This is a genomic window from Sporosarcina sp. E16_8, assembly GCF_017347095.1.
Taxonomy (GTDB): Bacteria; Bacillota; Bacilli; order Bacillales_A; family Planococcaceae; genus Sporosarcina.
This window is the reverse complement of record NZ_JADPRZ010000003.1, coordinates 178,215-196,648: the sequence shown is the minus strand read 5'-3', so window position 1 is coordinate 196,648 and position 18,434 is coordinate 178,215. Positions and strand designations below refer to the sequence as shown.

18 protein-coding genes are annotated in these 18,434 nt (G+C 41.6%); 13 read left to right on the top strand and 5 right to left on the bottom strand.

Translation table 11 applies throughout. From position 1 onward, the window contains the following. Positions 1-24 precede the first annotated feature (24 nt). On the top strand, positions 25-615 hold the full coding sequence (locus tag I2484_RS04370; RefSeq protein WP_207149812.1) for a metallophosphoesterase family protein: 591 nt from the start codon (positions 25-27) through the stop codon (positions 613-615). 29 nt (positions 616-644) lie between these two features. Here I2484_RS04370 and I2484_RS04365 read toward each other — a convergent pair whose 3' ends face one another. After that, on the bottom strand, positions 645-1,034 hold the full coding sequence (locus I2484_RS04365; protein ID WP_207149811.1) for a ribonuclease HI family protein: 390 nt from the start codon (positions 1,032-1,034) through the stop codon (positions 645-647). An 88-nt stretch (positions 1,035-1,122) separates the two neighbouring features. Here I2484_RS04365 and I2484_RS04360 point away from each other — a divergent pair, with 88 nt between their 5' ends. After that, on the top strand, positions 1,123-1,311 hold the full coding sequence (locus I2484_RS04360) for a zinc-finger domain-containing protein (RefSeq protein ID WP_207149810.1): 189 nt from the start codon (positions 1,123-1,125) through the stop codon (positions 1,309-1,311). A 40-nt stretch (positions 1,312-1,351) separates the two neighbouring features. Here the strand turns inward: I2484_RS04360 and I2484_RS04355 are convergent, their stop codons facing one another. Further along, positions 1,352-1,561: a cold-shock protein gene (locus tag I2484_RS04355; RefSeq protein ID WP_067210265.1), complete on the bottom strand. Its 210-nt coding sequence runs from the start codon at positions 1,559-1,561 to the stop codon at positions 1,352-1,354. Positions 1,562-1,710: 149 nt separating this feature from the next. Between I2484_RS04355 and I2484_RS04350 the strand changes: the two genes are divergently transcribed. Further along, complete coding sequence (locus I2484_RS04350; protein ID WP_207149896.1) at positions 1,711-2,346, top strand: HD domain-containing protein; 636 nt, start codon at positions 1,711-1,713, stop codon at positions 2,344-2,346. Between the two features lie 205 nt (positions 2,347-2,551). Next, positions 2,552-5,080: a bifunctional lysylphosphatidylglycerol flippase/synthetase MprF gene (gene mprF, locus I2484_RS04345; RefSeq protein ID WP_207149809.1), complete on the top strand. Its 2,529-nt coding sequence runs from the start codon at positions 2,552-2,554 to the stop codon at positions 5,078-5,080. A 409-nt stretch (positions 5,081-5,489) separates the two neighbouring features. Here mprF and I2484_RS04340 read toward each other — a convergent pair whose 3' ends face one another. After that, complete coding sequence (locus I2484_RS04340; RefSeq protein ID WP_207149895.1) at positions 5,490-6,869, bottom strand: glycine--tRNA ligase; 1,380 nt, start codon at positions 6,867-6,869, stop codon at positions 5,490-5,492. Positions 6,870-7,369: 500 nt separating this feature from the next. Here I2484_RS04340 and ccpN point away from each other — a divergent pair, with 500 nt between their 5' ends. The 9 genes from ccpN (at position 7,370) to I2484_RS04295 (ending at position 16,531) form a co-directional block, all read left to right on the top strand. Next, positions 7,370-7,999 (top strand): transcriptional regulator CcpN, encoded by a 630-nt coding sequence (ccpN, locus tag I2484_RS04335; RefSeq protein WP_218627915.1) that lies wholly within the window; start codon positions 7,370-7,372, stop codon positions 7,997-7,999. A 10-nt stretch (positions 8,000-8,009) separates the two neighbouring features. Continuing rightward, positions 8,010-8,825, top strand: a complete 816-nt coding sequence (locus I2484_RS04330; protein WP_207149807.1) for a pyruvate, water dikinase regulatory protein — start codon at positions 8,010-8,012, stop codon at positions 8,823-8,825. Positions 8,826-9,092: 267 nt separating this feature from the next. Continuing rightward, positions 9,093-10,907, top strand: a complete 1,815-nt coding sequence (gene dnaG, locus I2484_RS04325) for a DNA primase (protein ID WP_207149806.1) — start codon at positions 9,093-9,095, stop codon at positions 10,905-10,907. Positions 10,908-10,941: 34 nt separating this feature from the next. Then, on the top strand, positions 10,942-12,060 hold the full coding sequence (rpoD, locus tag I2484_RS04320; RefSeq protein WP_207149805.1) for an RNA polymerase sigma factor RpoD: 1,119 nt from the start codon (positions 10,942-10,944) through the stop codon (positions 12,058-12,060). Positions 12,061-12,170: 110 nt separating this feature from the next. Further along, positions 12,171-12,722 (top strand): hypothetical protein, encoded by a 552-nt coding sequence (locus I2484_RS04315; protein ID WP_207149804.1) that lies wholly within the window; start codon positions 12,171-12,173, stop codon positions 12,720-12,722. Between the two features lie 92 nt (positions 12,723-12,814). Continuing rightward, entirely contained in the window at positions 12,815-13,954 is a 1,140-nt protein-coding gene (locus tag I2484_RS04310; RefSeq protein WP_207149894.1) for an acyl-CoA dehydrogenase family protein, read from the top strand. 171 nt (positions 13,955-14,125) lie between these two features. After that, positions 14,126-14,494 (top strand): cytochrome c550, encoded by a 369-nt coding sequence (gene cccA / locus I2484_RS04305; protein WP_207149803.1) that lies wholly within the window; start codon positions 14,126-14,128, stop codon positions 14,492-14,494. A gap of 223 nt (positions 14,495-14,717) precedes the next feature. Beyond that, a complete protein-coding gene (locus I2484_RS04300) occupies positions 14,718-15,416 on the top strand; it encodes a tRNA (adenine(22)-N(1))-methyltransferase (RefSeq protein ID WP_207149802.1) in 699 nt (232 codons plus the stop codon). Beyond that, positions 15,413-16,531, top strand: a complete 1,119-nt coding sequence (locus I2484_RS04295; protein WP_207149801.1) for a Nif3-like dinuclear metal center hexameric protein — start codon at positions 15,413-15,415, stop codon at positions 16,529-16,531. Before I2484_RS04300 ends, I2484_RS04295 begins: the two co-directional genes overlap by 4 nt. Positions 16,532-16,853: 322 nt before the next feature. On the opposite strand, the gene I2484_RS04290 is transcribed toward I2484_RS04295, so the two are convergent. Together I2484_RS04290 and vrrA are read right to left on the bottom strand one after the other, a co-directional pair. Further along, the gene (locus I2484_RS04290; protein ID WP_207149800.1) at positions 16,854-17,831 is read right to left on the bottom strand and encodes a 4-hydroxy-3-methylbut-2-enyl diphosphate reductase; all 978 of its coding nucleotides are present in this window, start codon (positions 17,829-17,831) and stop codon (positions 16,854-16,856) included. Between the two features lie 64 nt (positions 17,832-17,895). Then, positions 17,896-18,375: a VrrA/YqfQ family protein gene (vrrA, locus tag I2484_RS04285; RefSeq protein ID WP_207149799.1), complete on the bottom strand. Its 480-nt coding sequence runs from the start codon at positions 18,373-18,375 to the stop codon at positions 17,896-17,898. Positions 18,376-18,434: the final 59 nt, after the last annotated feature.

Below are 18,434 nucleotides of genomic sequence, written 5' to 3'. Positions count from 1 at the left end.
GAATAACATCCAGGAGGCTTACAAATGCATTATGCACTGCTTGGTGACATACATTCCTCTAAAGAGGATTTAGAAAAAGTACTCGCGGATATCTTGGAGAAGTGCCCGGAAGCAGTCCGTGTTGGAACGGGCGATCTGTTTGAATGCATAATTAGTAAAAGGGATATTACGAATCAGAAGTTTACAAAACTTGAAGAGGTTATGATCATTCCGGATGGGTTTAACGAGCTGTTAACGTTTATATCAGTTAGTGGAAATCAGGAAGACCGGATTTTGATGATTACCGAAACGGATGATCCGCTTCGAGGAAAATTGGGAACGATGCCGGAAACGCTTGACATTTCAACAGCTAAAATAATCCATGGTCATCAGTGGATATGGGGTGGTGAACCATGGGCGCTCATTCATGCGGAAGTGAATGAATCTCTAGTGTTTTATGGACATAGTCACACGTCCAAACTGTCCCGAAATAGCGTAATTGAAGAAATTGAATTTGGAATTCCATATGATGTAAGTGGTGACAAGGTCCTCGTGAATGTAGGGGCGGTCGTCATAGATCGAGAATGGGTGCTGTATGATTTGCAAGCGAATACCGTTACTTTTATGAAAGTCTAACCAAAAAGACTGAACAGGCAATTCCTTGTTCAGTCTTTTTTGTGAATAGCTTCTCGTGCAAGTGCGTCTGCAGCCCGGTTTTCTACATCGGGAATCCATTTAATGAAAAAGAAGTCAAACGTGTTTGCGATATCAAGAATTTTTCTCAGGTATTCTTTATGCGATTCATTTTTCACGAATTGCTTTTCAACCGCCATGACAACGATTTGGGAATCCGAACGGGCAGACACCATGCCAGTTGTCAGTTTAGACGTCTCTTCCATACCGCGCAAAAGCGCTTGAAATTCAGCAGTATGATTATCTGTCGGTTCAATTTTTTCGGATAATCTCAACATATGACCTTCACCTTTTATGAAAATGCCGATACCGCTTTTCCCGGGATTACCTGCACTTGCACCGTCTACGTACAACTCAATCATTTATTTACACCTCGATTTAATTGGATTGTTGCACCAGTGTTCAGATAGTATTAGAATGAATGAGTCGTGTAATTTGGAGGTAATCGTTATGAATAAAACAATCATTATGAATGAAATCGATGGAATTCTGGATGCCTATTGCGATGGCTGCTTCCTGAAAACACAACTGTCAAAAGACAAAGGGAAGTCGGGATCACATAAGTTTTGTATTACCGTGTGTACAATCGGGGAACAACTTCGGTTTTTAGGTCAGGAAATGAATAAAACCACAAAATAATATCCCGCTGGAAACTGCGTCAGCGGGATTTTGTGTTCGATCATTCATCTCCAAGTTTTAAGACATTCGCTGCCTGAGGACCGCGATTCCCTTCGATGATTTCGAAGGAAACGGATTGTCCTTCATCAAGCGTTTTAAAGCCTTCAGATAGAATACCGGTAAAGTGGACAAACACATCTTCCCCGTCATCCGCTTCGATGAAACCATAGCCTTTATCATTACTGAACCATTTGACTTTTCCCTGGTACATGTACATTCCTCCTCGGCGATTCGATGTCCCATCCATTAGGTGCATGGATGCATTAACTATACATGAATCGACATTGTGCGTCAACGATATGCCTAAATATTCAGACGCCTTTTACCAAAAAAAAACTTATTTATAGGAGTGATTATATGATGAAAACGATTGAAAAATGCACGCAGATAGTCGTTGATATATACAATAAGTTCGATGCAAGTCATGATTTCGCTCATATCGAACGGGTTATGAAAAATGCGGAGGGGATTTTGGCCAAAGTGCCTTCAGCGAATGTGGAAGTTGTCCGTCTTGCTGTCTTGTTACACGATATCGAGGATGCTAAATATAAATCAGATGACAATCCATCCGTGCTAGAAATTTTACAGGCGATTGGTGTTGATGATGAATTAGCTGGGAAAGTGTTTGCGTGTATTGACAGCGTGTCGTTCAGTGGGGGTAATGCGTTGGGCATCACGTCCATCGAAGGAGCGATTGTTCGCGATGCAGACCGGCTTGATGCAATTGGTGCCATTGGGATTGCACGCACATTTGCGTTTGGTGGTGCAAGGGGAAGGAAGCTGTACGATACAGACGAGATGGTTCGTGATAATATGTCTGAAACAGAATACCGTAGCAAAGAAACGGCTTCAGTTACGCATTTTCATGAAAAGTTGTTGCTGTTAAAAGAGTTGATGGTGACAGAGGAAGGAAAGCGACTCGCGGAGCAGCGACATGACTATATGGTAGGTTTTTTGAAGCAGTTAGATCTTGAAATCAGTTCTCATATCGGTTGAATGAATCCATTAAATATGGCTTTGGCTCGTACCTCGGTGTCAGTAACTGGCACCGAGTCCAGGCTCTATAAATTGTGGAGTATATTTGTGTCAAGCAATCTTTTCATAGTATCATAATGATATTGGATATCTGATGATTCGGTTACTTTTTAGCATCAAAGTAAATTATATGCGTAAAATAGATTACATTAAGGCGGGGGAGCCAATGTTCAAAATCAAGGACGGTCAGCTATTCAAAGTTATCAAAGTAATGCTTCCGCTCATGTTACTAATTTTAGCCATCTATGAAATTCAGCAAACAGCACGTAGCGTGGACTTAGGGATACTTCAGAATGAAGTGAGTCAACTCCATCCATGGAGACTTGCACTAATAGTACTTGTTTCCTTTTTCGCTGTCACACCTATGTTTTTCTATGATATTGTCTTGGTGAAGTTACTGGGAATTAAAATGAAAACAAGGAAATTAATGCGGCATTCATTTATTGCTAATACGTACTCAAATCTTATTGGATTTGGTGGACTTGCGGGTTTGATGCTCCGCAGTTATTTCTATTCGAAACATAAAGAGGAGAAGGAGGGGGTGTTAAAAAGCATTGCCTCCGTCACGCTCTTCTATTTAACGGGAATTTCACTGTTAGCATGGATTGTCCCCATCTTTTTTTTGGACTTTCCGCTTCTTAGGGAAACAAAGTGGCTATTTATTGCAATAATTATTGTCAGTTTATATGTTCCGTTTTTTGTGGGTATTTATTTGATCCGTTATAAAAAAGTAAATGCTTCCCTGTTGAATGGTAAAGTTGCTGTGCAGCTGATAGCAACATCAGTAGTCGAATGGATTGCTGTTTTTCTAGTGATTTGGTTTTTGACCTTTATGTTGAATATTCCAATTGAACTTTCGTCATTAATTCCAATTTTTTTGATTGCATCTTGCGCAGGGATAGTAAGCATGATCCCGGGTGGAATTGGTTCATTTGACCTTGTTTTTCTGTGGGGCACCCAAAGCGCAGGAATTTCTGATGAAAAAGTGCTCTTCTTACTTATTTTATATCGAATGGGTTACTTTGTTCTGCCGTTTCTATTCTCCTCTCTCTTATTCATACAAGAATATTGGGAACGGTGGAATCATTCATGGGATGATTTACCGAATAATGTTTTTCGAAAAATTAGTCATACGCTGTTAACGATTTTGGTATTTGTATCTGGAATTGTGTTACTGCTTTCTGCATCCGTTCCTGGCATTTTGAATCGATTGAAAATTGCACAAGATTTTTTGTCTTTACCAATTATCAACATATCACACCAGTTGACTGTCGCAGCCGGTTTCATTCTCTTAGGGCTGTGCAGAGGGATTAAATATAAAGTTAAAAGGACGTATAAGCTCGCAATTATTGTCCTAATAAGTGCAGCTCTATTTTCAGTTTTTAAAGGATTTGATTATGAAGAAGCCATCTTTTTACTCATTGTAACGGTTTTGCTAGTTGCGTCAAAAAGCCAGTTTTACCGAGAGAGTTATGTTTTAACATGGGGTATAGCTCTTTTTGACCTAGCTGTCGTGACAATAATTACTACGATGTATGTATTCATCGGCTATTTGAACTTACCCTCCTCAAAAATTCATATCCCAACTGCATTGCGTGACTATATCATAACGGATTACCGGGACTTATTTTACAGTGCGATTATTGGAATACTTATAGCTTTTGTCATTTTATTCATTGGACATATGATTCGCAAGCCGAAGATGATGGAAATGGAATCATCTATTCATCAAGAACAGAAGATAAAAGATCATCTTGAGCGCTATTCAGGGACTGAGTTTTCTCATCTAATCTTTTTACATGACAAATATGTATTCTGGAATCAAGACAATACAGTTCTATTTTCGTATCAAGCGTATGCAGATAAAATTGTTGTGCTTGGCAATCCGGTTGGATTAGAAAGTAGTTTTTCGTCTGCAGTCGAAGAGTTTCTGGGAACGGCAGATCAATACGGATATACACCGGTCTTTTATGAAATCAACAATAGAATCCTTCCTTCTTTACATGAGCATGGATTTGGCTTTTTTAAGCTTGGAGAGGAAGCGCTTGTCGATTTGAATAGTTTCACATTTACAGGAAAGAAGATGAAAGGATTTAGGGCTGTTAAAAATAAATTTGAAAGAGAGAACTTTTCAGTTGAATTAGTAAATCCACCTTTTTCGTCAGAAATGATAAATGAATTAGAAGAAGTATCAATGAAGTGGCTACAGGGAAGGGCAGAGAAGGGATTTTCTCTTGGCTTTTTCAATGAACGATATCTAAACACTTCACGTGTCGCTATTTTAAGGGATGAAGAGGGGATTATAGGCTTCGCAAGCTTGATGCCAATGTATGATAACGATGAACGGATTTCCGTGGATCTTATGCGTTTCAAGCCAGGTTCTCCGTCTGGAACAATGGATTTCATATTCCTATCCTTATTCGAATGGGCAAAAGGAGAGGGGTATAGCGTATTTAATATAGGAATGTCGCCGTTATCGAATGTCGGTCAATCAAAGTATTCCTTTTTAAGCGAAAAAATTGCAGCTCAAATATTTTTACATGGCCAATACTTTTACCATTTCAAAGGACTAAAAAATTTCAAGTTGAAGTATGCGGATTTTTGGGAATCGAAATACGTCGCCTACCGTAAAAAGTCCTCCTTGCCGTTTACGATAGCACAAATTACGTTGTTGATTAGTAAAAAGAGAACTTGAAGTACGTTTGTTTATTGATGTCTTACGGGGAATAGGTAGAAGCCTAAGCCCAAATAATTCCTTTATATTTTGTAGATAGTACGTTTGTAAAGGGACGATTAAATTGACGAATTCAAGAGATTTTAACAGTGGTTACGGTGGGCAACATGGCCACCCGGGTCACGGCGGATATCTAGGTTATCCCATTTATGGGTATTACTAACAAACAACTCTTTAGGAACAGCGGGACTAATTTGTTTAGAAAAACGAACATATGAATACGAGTATAAACTGGGCGAAGGCACCTAGCCAGGGGTAGCAGAAGCCCTAATACTGGCAACATATTTACGCAAAATAAAACTACCTGACACCAATATCCGGTGTCAGGTAGTTTCATTGTTTTATCTAAATTCTACTTGGCTAGGTCAGCTTAAAATTCAAGTTGTTTTGCAATATAATCTTTCACTTCTGAAATTGGCATACGGGTTTGTTCCATTGAATCGCGGTGACGAACTGTCACTTGACGATCTTCTTCAGAATCAAAGTCATACGTAATACAGAACGGTGTTCCGATTTCATCTTGACGGCGGTAACGTCTGCCGATAGACTGTGCGTCATCATATTGGACGTTGAAATGTTTACGCAGTTCCGCGTAGACTTCATCCGCACCCTCTGCTAGTTTCTTCGATAGTGGTAGAACCGCAGCCTTTACCGGAGCAAGCGCGGGGTGGAAACGAAGAACAGTACGCTTGTCGTCACCTTCTAGCTCTTCTTCAGCAAATGCATCACAAAGGAATGCAAGTGTTACACGGTCCGCACCAAGTGAAGGTTCGATACAATAAGGTACAAATTTCTCGTTTGTGATAGGGTCCAGGTAGTGGAAATCCTCACCTGAATGCTCCATATGGCGGTTCAAATCGAAATCAGTCCGGTTCGCAATGCCCCATAATTCACCCCAGCCGAATGGGAATTTGTACTCGATGTCAACAGTCCCTTTCGAGTAATGGGAAAGTTCGTCTTCATCGTGTTCACGTAAGCGCATATTGTCTTCTGTCAAACCAAGGTTCAATAACCATTGCTTCGAAAATTCACGCCAGAAAGCGTACCATTCCATGTCTTCGCCAGGCTTACAGAAGAATTCAAGTTCCATCTGTTCAAACTCGCGTGTACGGAATGTGAAATTTCCAGGTGTAATTTCATTACGGAAACTTTTCCCGATTTGTCCGATACCAAAAGGCATTTTCTTTCTCATTGAACGCTGTACGTTTTTGAAGTTTACGAAGATACCTTGTGCTGTTTCAGGACGAAGGAAAATTTCATTCGCTGATGAATCGGTCACACCTTGTGATGTTTTAAACATCAAGTTAAACTGGCGAATATCTGTATAGTCCATAGCGCTACAAGTAGGGCAGACAACGTTATGTTCATTGATAAGTTCTGCCATTTTATCGAAAGATAGGCCATCGACAACCATTTCGATACCTTTTGCATCGAGTGCATCTTCAATTAGTTTGTCTGCACGATGACGTGTATTACATTTTTTACAGTCAATCATCGGATCGTTGAAGTTACCGATATGACCTGAAGCTTCCCATACTTTCGGATTCATGAGGATAGCTGCGTCAAGACCGACATTATACGGCGATTCTTGAATGAATTTCTGCCACCAAGCTTTTTTGATATTGTTCTTCAATTCGATACCAAGCGGACCATAATCCCATGTATTCGCGAGACCTCCGTAGATATCAGAGCCTGGAAAAACAAAACCTCTTTGCTTTGCTAAGTTAACGACTTGTTCCATTGACATAATAAATCCCTCCAATTTTTAATCAAATACGCCTTGGCGGATTTGTGTCCAGATTTTGAATTGAGCTTGTGCCCGCAGGACGCGGGTATGCAACCTTTGCCGCAGGATGCGGCGAACTTAGGTTGCCTTTCCATTCCCCTCAAAATCTGTGACATCCGCCGGAGGCTTTAATTTGTTTCAGCGGGGGCCTTATGCTGAAATAAATTAAAAAGCACCCATCCCTGGACATATGTCCAGGGACGAGTGCATGATTACCCGCGGTTCCACCCTAATTGGCTGTTTGAACAGCCCTCTTTAACAGTACATTAGCTCCAGGTTGCCGTTTCATGTCGATACGGGCTTTCACTATCCCCGCTCGCTTCCATTTGACATTACTCATAGACCTATCTTCGCTTATTCAATTCTCCCTTAGTTTAGCATGGTTCCGCTTTCTTCGCAATAGCGCGCGTCTTCGTATATAATAATCAAGGATAAACAATTGAACGCTTAGGGCGGTGACATATATGGAACTGAATAAGCGTCAGACGGAGATCTTTGAAATCGTAAAAGCAGATGGCCCAATCACTGGCGAACAGATCGCGGAGCGGCTCAAGCTAGCGAGGGCTACAATCCGTCCTGACTTAGCTATTTTAACTATGGCTGGCTTTTTGGATGCAAGACCTCGAGTAGGCTATTTTTACTCGGGAAAAAGACCTGCCCAATCGGTTGCTGACAGTATGACCGGTATGAGAGTACGTGACTTCCAGTCAATTCCGGTCGTTGTGGAAGAAAACATTTCGGTTTATGATGCGATTTGCCAGATGTTCCTGGAAGACGTTGGAACATTATTCGTCGTCGATCAATCTTCATTTCTTACTGGGGTCCTTTCTAGAAAAGACTTACTAAGGACGAGTCTTGGGAACAATGAATTGGAGAAAATTCCGGTCCATGTGATTATGACGAGAATGCCAAATATTACGTATTGTGAAAAGCAAGATACGCTTCTTCACGCGGCGAAGAAAATGATAGACAAACAAATCGATTCGCTACCTGTTGTCATTGACAATGGGGGGGGACTTGAAGTTGTTGGCAGGGTTACAAAAACCAATATTACCGCAGCCTTCCTTTCACTTGCGGATGATCACGAATTATGAGGGGGATACTATGAGAAAGCTAACTTTGTTCATCGTTTCCGACTCAGTCGGGGAAACTGCCGACCTTGTCGCAAAAGCAGCGGCAAGCCAATTCAGGCAAGGGTTAGAAACTATATTAATTAAAAGATTTTCACATGTAGAAGACGAATCGCAACTTGATGAAATAGTCTATTTAGCGAAACAGCAAAATGCAATCATCATCTATACGCTTGTAAAAAGCGCAATGTGTCAAAAACTACAACAAGAATGTCAAACTAAAGAAATTCAGTGCATCGATCTTCTTGGTCCTATTATCGAACAAATTGGCATGAAACTTGGTGAAAAGCCATTGGAAGAACCAGGACTAGTACGGCAACTTGATGAAGATTACTTCGAAAAAATTGAAGCAATTGAATTCGCCGTTAAATATGATGATGGCAGGGATCCACGGGGTATTTTGAGAGCGGATATTGTTCTAGTTGGCGTTTCACGAACGTCGAAAACACCATTATCGCAATACCTTGCGCATAAACGCTACAAAGTGGCGAATGTTCCACTAGTACCCGAAGTGGAGCCACCGGAAGAACTATATATGATTGACCCCGCTAAATGTTATGGACTTGTCATCTCACCAGAAAAATTAAACTTTATCCGCAGAGAACGTCTCATCGCACTTGGTTTAAAAGATGATGCAAATTATGCGCGAGTTGAACGGATTGAAGCCGAAATTACGCATTTTAATAATGTCGTCTCGAAAATCGGTTGCAATGTTATCGATGTAACAAACAGGGCCGTAGAGGAAACGGCAAATGTTATATTAAGTGAAATTACGAATCGTCATCCTTAAGCAGGAAGTGGTAAATACCGTTAATCTCGAGGTTAACGGCTATTTAAAACGAAGAAACAGGGATGTAGAAGGACCGACCGCTACTACGGGTTGGTTCTTCTTTTGCGGATGAAGAAAAAATATTGAATATGAGGTTTATATGGAGATAAAGCTTTGCTTTTAGTGTAGTATGAAAGATTCCGAGCATAATCGAAAATAATTTGTCGAAAATGAAGGATTTTTGAATACTATCTCGAATTTAATCATGATAGAGTGGTTGGTGACAGGATGACGAGAATACCAGAAGAGACTATAGAAGCCGTCCGATCAAAGACTGATATTGTAGATTTAATTGGAGAATATGTGCAACTTACAAAAAGAGGGAAGAACTGGTTTGGGCTTTGCCCGTTTCACGATGAGAGCTCACCTTCATTCTCTGTTACCGAAGATAAACAACTCTTTCATTGTTTCGGTTGTGGCGCTAGTGGAAATGCAATTACCTTCATTATGGATATTGAAAATAGTCCCTTCACCGAAGCGGTTGTAAAACTCGCTGAACGAACAGGTATTGAAATCGATGCCGCAGTGAGTGAGGGGTCTGGAGTAAAGCCGCACAACGAATTTAAATCTATGATTGAAGCGCATGCACTTGCTGCAAACTTTTATAGTCATCTACTCTTGAATACTGTAGAAGGTGAAGAGGCACTCGAATATCTTGAAAAAAGAGGGTTTACAAGAGAGAGTATCGAAAAATATGGAATCGGGTGGTCGCTTAATGATAATGAAGCGCTATCGAGTCTCCTAAAGCGAAAGAGTTTCGATATGAGGGATATGGAACGAGCTGGACTTTGCATCATGAAAGACGATGGTACAGGCTATTTTGACAGATTTCGAGCACGTATCATGTTCCCGCTTCATGACGACAATGGAAACGTTGTAGCATTCTCTGGAAGAATACTTTCCAGTTCAAAACAGGAAGCTAAATACCTAAATAGTCCTGAAACCCCGATATTCGAAAAAAGTCATATTCTGTACAATTTTCACAATGCACGTCTTAACGTCCGGAAAACGGGTAAAGTAATACTGTTTGAAGGATTTATGGACACGATAACGGCTGATCGTGCGGGTGTGGTGAATAGTGTTGCTGTAATGGGCACATCTTTATCAGATACACATTTACTGAAATTAAAAAGAATTGCTAAAGATCTTATCATTTGCTGTGACGGAGATAATGCTGGATGGGAAGCAGCAAAACGATTCGCAGACATGGCCACTCAAAAAGGGTTGGATGTTAAAATCGCGTTGTTGCCTGGAAAGATGGACCCCGACGATTACATCACAGAGCACGGCGGTGATGCATTTCGCGAAAAGGTTATCGGTAATCCCCATTCATACATGTCATTCATAATGGCATATGCGAAGCGATCAAAGAACTTATCTTATGAAAACGATGTGTTGCAATATATCCATGAAGTATTGGAAGAATTAGCGAAACGTTCATCGCCAGTAGAGCGGGATCTTTATTTTCGGCAGCTTTCAACAGTGACGGGTGTGTCAATCGAAGCCATTAATCAGCAGTTTATAAAAATGGCCGGTAATCATGCGAAGAAAGCAAAAGCAGAACCGAAGCATGGGGAAGCTATGCGTCCCCAACCTGCTGTTCCAATCAGAAAGAAGACGGGTACAGAGCGTGCAGAGCGATTGTTGCTCTTTCACCTGCTAAGTGATGGGGAATTGTTTGATCGAATACGATTGGACAAGCAAAACTTATTTGTTCGAGAAGACTATGTTGCCATCTTCATTCGGCTCGCGGGGTTTTATGAACAACATGGAATACCTGATTTTCACAGGTTTGCGGAATCGTTGGAAGACCGAGAACTTAGGAAAATCGTCTTAGAATCTGCAATGGTGGAAAGGGATCCTGAACACGCAGCGGAAGAAATTGCTGATTGTATCAGTCACCTTGAAAAATATAAAGTTAGTTTGACAATCCATGCAAAGATTCATGAATCGAAAGAAGCAGAAAAAATAAATGATCATACCCGGGCGCTGGAGCTGGCCAGGGAAATTATACAGCTCCGGAAATCATTGACGACGTTGTAGTCGTCTTCCGGTGTACTTAGGAGGAACGGGTAAGATGAGTAAAAAAGAGCAAGCAGAAGATATGGAAATTGAAATGACTGTTGAAGAAGTGAAGGCAAACCTGTTGGAGGCCGGAAAGAAAACAGGTGAACTTACGCTCGATGAGGTAACTGAAAAGTTATCTGTATTTGAAATGGAACCTGAACAGTTCGAAGAATTCCTTGATTTGATTGAAGTACAAGGAATTGAAATGGATCGCAAAGCCGATGAAGAAGCCGGCGATGAGGGCAAAGTAGTAGCAGAAGAAAAGTTCGATTTAAATGACCTCAGTGTCCCGCCAGGTGTTAAAATCAACGATCCGGTGAGAATGTACTTGAAAGAAATTGGTCGTGTTGATTTACTGACAGGTGCGGAGGAAGTTGAACTTGCAATTCGTATTTTGGATGGCGATGAAGAGGCGAAAAAGCGGCTTGCAGAAGCCAACTTGCGTCTAGTCGTTAGTATTGCAAAACGGTATGTTGGACGTGGCATGCTGTTCCTTGACTTAATTCAGGAAGGGAACATGGGGCTCATTAAGGCAGTCGAGAAATTCGATCATACGAAAGGCTTCAAATTCAGTACGTACGCAACGTGGTGGATACGTCAGGCAATCACTCGTGCAATCGCGGACCAAGCCCGTACAATTCGGATTCCTGTTCATATGGTCGAAACCATCAATAAATTGATCCGTGTTCAGCGTCAATTGCTACAGGATCTTGGTCGTGAACCTTCTCCAGAAGAAATTGGAGAAGAGATGGATTTAACTGCTGAGAAAGTACGTGAAATCCTGAAAATCGCACAAGAGCCTGTTTCACTCGAAACGCCAATTGGGGAAGAAGACGATTCTCATCTAGGGGATTTCATAGAAGACTCCGAGGCTCAATCACCATCTGATCATGCAGCGTATGAGTTATTGAAAGAACAATTAGAAGACGTACTCGATACGTTGACAGACAGAGAAGAAAACGTACTTCGTCTACGATTTGGTCTGGATGATGGTCGTACAAGAACGCTTGAAGAAGTAGGTAAAGTATTCGGCGTTACCCGTGAACGAATTCGTCAAATCGAGGCAAAAGCATTACGCAAACTACGCCACCCATCTAGAAGTAAACGACTAAAAGACTTTCTTGAATAAAAAAGGCATCGGCATAATTTGTGCCGATGCTTTTTTCCCTGTTAAAAAACTGAGCTGTTAATTGGCGCTCTCTGATTTACCTTACACTTTTCAAGGAGTGATTATTGCTTATGAATCCACAGCGAAAACGGATGATTATTTCGGAAATAAAATATTGGAAACAGAATAAATTGTTGCCTGAGCATTACTGTGATTTCCTTATCACTCTCTATACCCAGGGGGGGGATGAAAAGGTAGTGAAGTCTACCGAGGCGATTCTTGTCAAGGAAAAAAAGAAATTGAATCGGATTATTAGTATGTTTTCTATACTAGCGGTAATTGTTAGTGGGGCCATGTTTGTGTTTGTCCAATACCCAGAATTGACAATCACCTTGGCGGCTGTTGTTTCGTTCTTATTTCTCTTATTGACGATAAGTAAATCGATTATTAAAATTGGTGTTGCACCTGTTTTATACATATTGGCCTCATTGATGTTGCTGTTAATGTCATTAAAGTTATGGGTCATCTTCTTCGAAGGACACACAATGTTACTAATCGGATTACTTATATTGAACTGTGCGCTCTGGCTATTTGCAGGACGCATGCTTAAATTGCAGTATTTCACAATCTCAGGTTCGGCAGGACTACTATTAATCATCGTATTTCTATTTGTTTCGTTCTGAATTCTCCTATTCTTTTAATAATAGTTGTGAAAACGATAGACAATTCGTTATAATTGAAATTGTAAGCGTTCACAACAAAGGGGATGAAGATGTTGAATTTCGATTTGACTGAAGAACAACAGATGATTAAAAAAATGATTAGGGAATTCGCAGATGAAGTTGTTGCACCAGGTGCAATCGACCGCGACCGGACAAAAGAGTTTCCAGTAGAGGTGTTTAAACAGCTATCCGAAATGGGAATGATGGGTTTACCGTTTTCCGAGGAATATGGGGGCGGAGGAGCCGACACAATAAGTTTCGCAATTGTTACGGAAGAACTGAGCCGTGCATGTGCGTCAACGGGAATTACATATTCGGCGCATATTTCATTGGGGGGAGCACCGCTTAACCTATTTGGCACTGAAGAACAGAAACATACGTATTTGACGCCAATTTGTACTGGGGAATCGTTTGGAGCGTTTGGATTGACAGAATCGAATGCGGGTTCGGATGCGGGGGGAACGCAAACGACAGCAAAAGTAGATGGGAACGATTACGTCATCAACGGTTCTAAAGTGTTTATCACAAATGCGAGCTATGCCAAGCACCTTGCAATTACCGCTATCACTGGGACTGAAGGCGGAAAGAAAGAAGTCAGTGCAATTATCGTACCGACTGATGCAGAAGGCTTCACGGTTATTGATAACTATGAAAAAATGGGCCTTAATGCTTCTAATACAACAGAACTCGTGCTTGACAACGTTCGCGTACCGAAAGAGAACCTGCTAGGGACTCAAGGTAACGGTTTCAGACAGTTCCTAGTAACGTTAGACGGTGGGCGTATCGGAATCGGTGCTATGGCGGTAGGAATCGCTCAGGCGGCATTTGACCGTGCACTCCGCTACTCTAAAGAACGGAAGCAATTCGGTAAAACGCTTTCTGAATTCCAAATAACACAATTTAAGCTGGCGGATATGGCGATGAAAATTGAGCTTGCGCGCAATATGGTCCATAAAGCAGCGTGGCTGAAAGATCAAGGGCGTCCATTCTCAAAAGAAGCTTCCATGTGTAAACTATATGCATCGGAAATTGCTATGGAAGTAGCAAGTGAAGCAATTCAGATTCATGGTGGATATGGCTATATGAAAGAATATGAAGTCGAACGCTATATGAGGGATGCCAAGCTTCTTGAAATTGGAGAAGGGACTTCGGAAGTCCAAAGAATGGTCATTGCCAGACTAATTGGGTGTTAAAGAAAAAAATGTGTACACCTGTAGCGAGCTAACAATAAAATGTTTGTCGAAATTGTCACAAACACCGAAAAGATCATCGATAACTCTTTCAGTTTCCCATTGAATACAGTACAATAATAGTTGTGTACTGTATTCATTACAGAATAGATCCTGATAAAGGAGGGTAATTCAATGGGTAAAAATCCAATAATTCCTTATATCCTTATTTTTGCGCTTGGAATCGGTCTTATTTTCTTCATGTCCCTTTATGGGCTTGAACAGAAAAATGAAATCGCTGAACAAGGCGAAGAGGGAAAAACTGAAGAAGCTCCAAGTTCTGCGGAATTTGATGCTGAAGCAGTTGCTCAAGGGAAATGTATAGGCTGTCACGGTGGAGACCTTACGGGCGGAATGGGACCAGCATTAGCTGGAACTACTCTATCTAAGGATGAAATTAAAGGTATCATTTTAAATGGTGCTGGTGGCGGAATGCCAGCAGGACTCGTTAAAGATGATGCCGAGTTAGATGCTATGGCAGACTATATTTTATCACTTAAATAATCCGCAATTAGGAAGAGCTGTCAGTTAACAGAGCATTTCTGTCGACTGATGGCTTTTTCTATTTTCTAAGTTGAGCAATTGGGTACTTATATAAACAAAGCGAAGGTGCCATTCCCTTGCGCCGTAGCGAAATGAATGGGTTTCTTTATTTCAACATATATAGTGTAAAGTGCAAAATAAGACAAAATCCAATATAATTAAAGTATTGAAAGGCGGCGTTAAATTGAATTCCGAACGATTATCTAACAGATTAAAGACAGTTGCTTCTTTCGTTGACGAGGGTGCAGTCGTTGCAGATATCGGCAGTGACCACGCTTATTTGCCATGTTTCCTCATCCGTACAAAAAAAGTAGAGAAGGCAATTGCAGGAGAAGTAGCCAAAGGGCCTTATGAATCTGCGGTTAAAAATGTACGCCGTGAAGGTTTTTCAGAGGTAATTACTGTACGTATGGCAGATGGTTTGTTTGCTATTGAAGATAATGATGCTGTCGATACGGTGACGATCGCGGGGATGGGCGGACCGCTTATCGCGACTATTTTGGAAAGTGGCAAAGAGCGTCTATCTCAAGTGAAGCGAATCATTACGCAACCGAATATCTATTCAAGGGCAATCCGTGAATGGGCCATTTCAAACGCGTGGGTAATAATAAATGAACAAATTTTGAAAGAAGACGGCAAAATATATGAGATTATCGTGATGGAAAAAGGACAAGCATCGTATGGCGAACTGGAATTGATGGCGGGACCTTTGTTGTTAACTGCAAAAAACGAGGTATTCATTGAAAAGTGGGAAAGTGAATTGTCGGAATGGAATCGGGTACTTGATTCTCTTGGAAAAACAACTGAAACAGCTGCAATAATAACGAAAAAAGAACAGTTGACACGTCATATTGAGTTAGTTGGAAAGGTGTTGGCAACGTGAAAATAGTGAATGGCCATGAAATTATTACGCTATTTGAAAAGTGGTCTCCAAAACGTTTTGCAATGGATGGTGATCCAGTCGGACTTCATATCGGGCAATTGAATCAAACTGTAGAAAATGTGCTTGTTACATTGGATGTAAATGAAGAGGTGATTGATGAGGCAATCCGATATGGTGCCAACCTTATCATCGCGCACCATCCGCCAATTTTTAGACCATTGAAAAGTCTATTGACGGACACGCCGCAAGGGAGCATGATCGAAAAATGCATTAAAAATGATATTGCTGTCTATGCGGCACATACAAACCTTGACGTTGCTCCGGGTGGCGTGAATGATATGCTCGCTGAAAAACTAGGTTTAGTTGACACGGAAATAGTTGAGTCGACGTATTCTGAGCCGCTATATAAACTGATTGTATTCAGCCCTTTAACACATGCGGATGAAGTTAGACAAGCGCTAGATATAGCTGGCGCTGGTGCAATTGGCGATTACGTCGGATGCAGTTTTAGCACATCAGGTATCGGGCGTTTCACGCCCGTTGAGGGAGCTGAGCCGTTTATAGGTGAAGTCGGCAAAGGTGAGGAAGTTGAAGAGATAAAAATCGAAGTGATTCTCCCGGGACCTATTCGCAGTAAGGTGATAAAAGCGATGCTAAAAGCCCATCCATACGAGGAGCCTGCGTTTGATATAGTTGCACTTGAGCAACAGTCAAACGAATATGGTCTAGGCCGTATTGGGAAACTTCGGGAAAAGACGACACTTGGACAATTCGCTGAACTTGTAAAAGAAACTTTCGATGTTCCAGCGCTTCGATTTGTTGGCGATCCAGACAAGGAGATTCAAAAAGTTGCGGTGTTAGGCGGAGATGGTAATAAATATATAGGGTCTGCTAAACGAAGTGGAGCGGATGTTCTAGTAACAGGTGATTTGTATTACCACGTTGCCCATGATGCACAAGCAATGGGGATTGCTATCATCGACCCGGGTCACAACATTGAGAAGGTTATGATTCAAGGTGTTGCGGACTATATGCAGGCAGCTTGCGCGCAGGCCGGCTATAATGTGTCGTTTATCGAATCGGAAATCATCACGGAACCGTTTACTTTTATTTGATGACTTATGAGAACAAAAGCGCAAGCGCCTGTTCAGTTCCTACAATTCTGAAGTGACGGAGAAAGGTAAATTAGGATTGCGACATCCTGTCGCAATAAGGAGGGATGAAATTCAATCCCTCCCCACTGCATGACTCACGTCGTATGGGACCAGAAGCTAGGTGTAAAATCTTTACGTTACAACTTATCTACATTACGAGAATTTATAATTTCCTATTTGACGAAAAAACCAGCCTCTATAATGAGAGGCTGGTTCATATAAAAGATAAGAATATGTTTTTCGACCCAGAACAATGTTTAGCTCCAGGCGTCTTAAGTTATTCTCAAGTGGTTGTATAGGGTTCAATTCGTTCCACAGGTGTAGGGTTTTTAATCTTCGGCAGGATTTTTTCCAAAAGGAATTTCCGCTCTGGAAGATGTGTAGAAGGATCTTCTGGATTAAACTTCTCTAGGAATGCAACCACTTCACGGACGATCAATGTTGGTGTCGAAGCACCCGCCGTGACAGATACAGTTTCGATACCTTCCAACCACTTGACGTCCAGTTCGGAAACATCCGAAATCCGGTACGATGGAGTGTTGGCGATTTCGACAGATACTTGTGTCAGGCGGTTCGAGTTGTTACTCTTCGGATCACCTACGACGATAAGAAGGTCTGATTCTCCTGCTTGTTGTGCGACTGCTTCCTGCCTTACTTGAGTGGCAAGGCAAATTTCCTTATGAACTTCGATATGTGGATATTTCAGTTTGAGAGCGTCCATAATGTGAACAACATCCCATTGGCTCATTGTAGTTTGGTTTGTGACGAGCAGTTTAGCATTCTGTACGGTGAGTTTTTCGACATCCTCAATCGTTTCTATCAAATGTACTGCGTTAGGAGCTACGCCGATTGCACCTTCTGGCTCTGGATGATGTTTTTTCCCAATGTAAATAATGTCGTAGCCTTCTGCAGTCTTTTCCCCAATCAGGTCGTGGGTTACAGTTACATCGGGACATGTTGCGTCAATCGATACAAGACCTTTTCGTTTCGCAAGTTCCCGCACTTCAGGTGAAACACCATGTGCTGTGAAGATAACTGTGCCCGTTTCAACTTTTTCAAGAATCTCTAGACGATTTTCGCCATCAATTGTAATGATGCCATCTTCTTCAAACGCATCTGTTACATGTTTGTTATGGACAATCATTCCCAATATATAAATGGGTCTCGGCAATGTTTTGTCGAGTGCCGCATTTCTAGCGATGATCATTGCATCGACAACCCCGTAGCAATAACCTCTAGGGGTAATCTTTAATACTTTCATGCCTTTTCACTCCTCTAATAGGATCTATCATCTATTATAACGGAGTTGGACGGCGGATTCAAAATTATCGAATGGGTGGCTGGAAGATGCGAGGGGCTGATAGGCCAGATGCAACATTAGCAACCGACCGTGCGGCTCCTATCCCTCCGCCTACTGGTAAACTAGCGGCACCGGCTACTGGAAGTGATTGAAAGCCTTTGTACAATCGCCACATTGCAGGCAAGTTTTGAACCATTGGCGCGAATTGTTGGACCATGGGTGCGAATTGCTGGGCCGTGTTTAAGAATTGGTTTGCCGTTTGCATATACGATTCCATTTTTGATGGAATTGGCTGCTCTCCTTGACCACCCATAGGCCCGCCTTGTGGATTGTTTTGCGGGCCATTCATTGGAGCACCTAATGGATTATTCTGTGGACCATTCATGAATGGGTGCATAGGTGCCTGCAATTGCTCCATTTGAGGAGGAGGTCCGAAGTTCATTTGTCCCATGGAAGCCGGTGGCGGCTGTTGTCGCGCGAATGGATAAAAGGATTCATATCTCATAATTATCTCCTTTCAATTAATCAGAATGGACTTTCACATAGTATACTATGCGAAAATCG

Coding starts and splice junctions, on each gene's coding strand:
- I2484_RS04370 (WP_207149812.1), top strand. CDS start 25: ATGCATTATGCACTGCTTGGTGACATACATTCCTCTAAAGAGGATTTA.
- I2484_RS04365 (WP_207149811.1), bottom strand. CDS start 1,034: ATGATTGAGTTGTACGTAGACGGTGCAAGTGCAGGTAATCCCGGGAAA.
- I2484_RS04360 (WP_207149810.1), top strand. CDS start 1,123: ATGAATAAAACAATCATTATGAATGAAATCGATGGAATTCTGGATGCC.
- I2484_RS04355 (WP_067210265.1), bottom strand. CDS start 1,561: ATGTACCAGGGAAAAGTCAAATGGTTCAGTAATGATAAAGGCTATGGT.
- I2484_RS04350 (WP_207149896.1), top strand. CDS start 1,711: ATGAAAACGATTGAAAAATGCACGCAGATAGTCGTTGATATATACAAT.
- mprF (WP_207149809.1), top strand. CDS start 2,552: ATGTTCAAAATCAAGGACGGTCAGCTATTCAAAGTTATCAAAGTAATG.
- ccpN (WP_218627915.1), top strand. CDS start 7,370: ATGGAACTGAATAAGCGTCAGACGGAGATCTTTGAAATCGTAAAAGCA.
- I2484_RS04330 (WP_207149807.1), top strand. CDS start 8,010: ATGAGAAAGCTAACTTTGTTCATCGTTTCCGACTCAGTCGGGGAAACT.
- dnaG (WP_207149806.1), top strand. CDS start 9,093: ATGACGAGAATACCAGAAGAGACTATAGAAGCCGTCCGATCAAAGACT.
- rpoD (WP_207149805.1), top strand. CDS start 10,942: ATGAGTAAAAAAGAGCAAGCAGAAGATATGGAAATTGAAATGACTGTT.
- I2484_RS04315 (WP_207149804.1), top strand. CDS start 12,171: ATGAATCCACAGCGAAAACGGATGATTATTTCGGAAATAAAATATTGG.
- cccA (WP_207149803.1), top strand. CDS start 14,126: ATGGGTAAAAATCCAATAATTCCTTATATCCTTATTTTTGCGCTTGGA.
- I2484_RS04290 (WP_207149800.1), bottom strand. CDS start 17,831: ATGAAAGTATTAAAGATTACCCCTAGAGGTTATTGCTACGGGGTTGTC.
- vrrA (WP_207149799.1), bottom strand. CDS start 18,375: ATGAGATATGAATCCTTTTATCCATTCGCGCGACAACAGCCGCCACCG.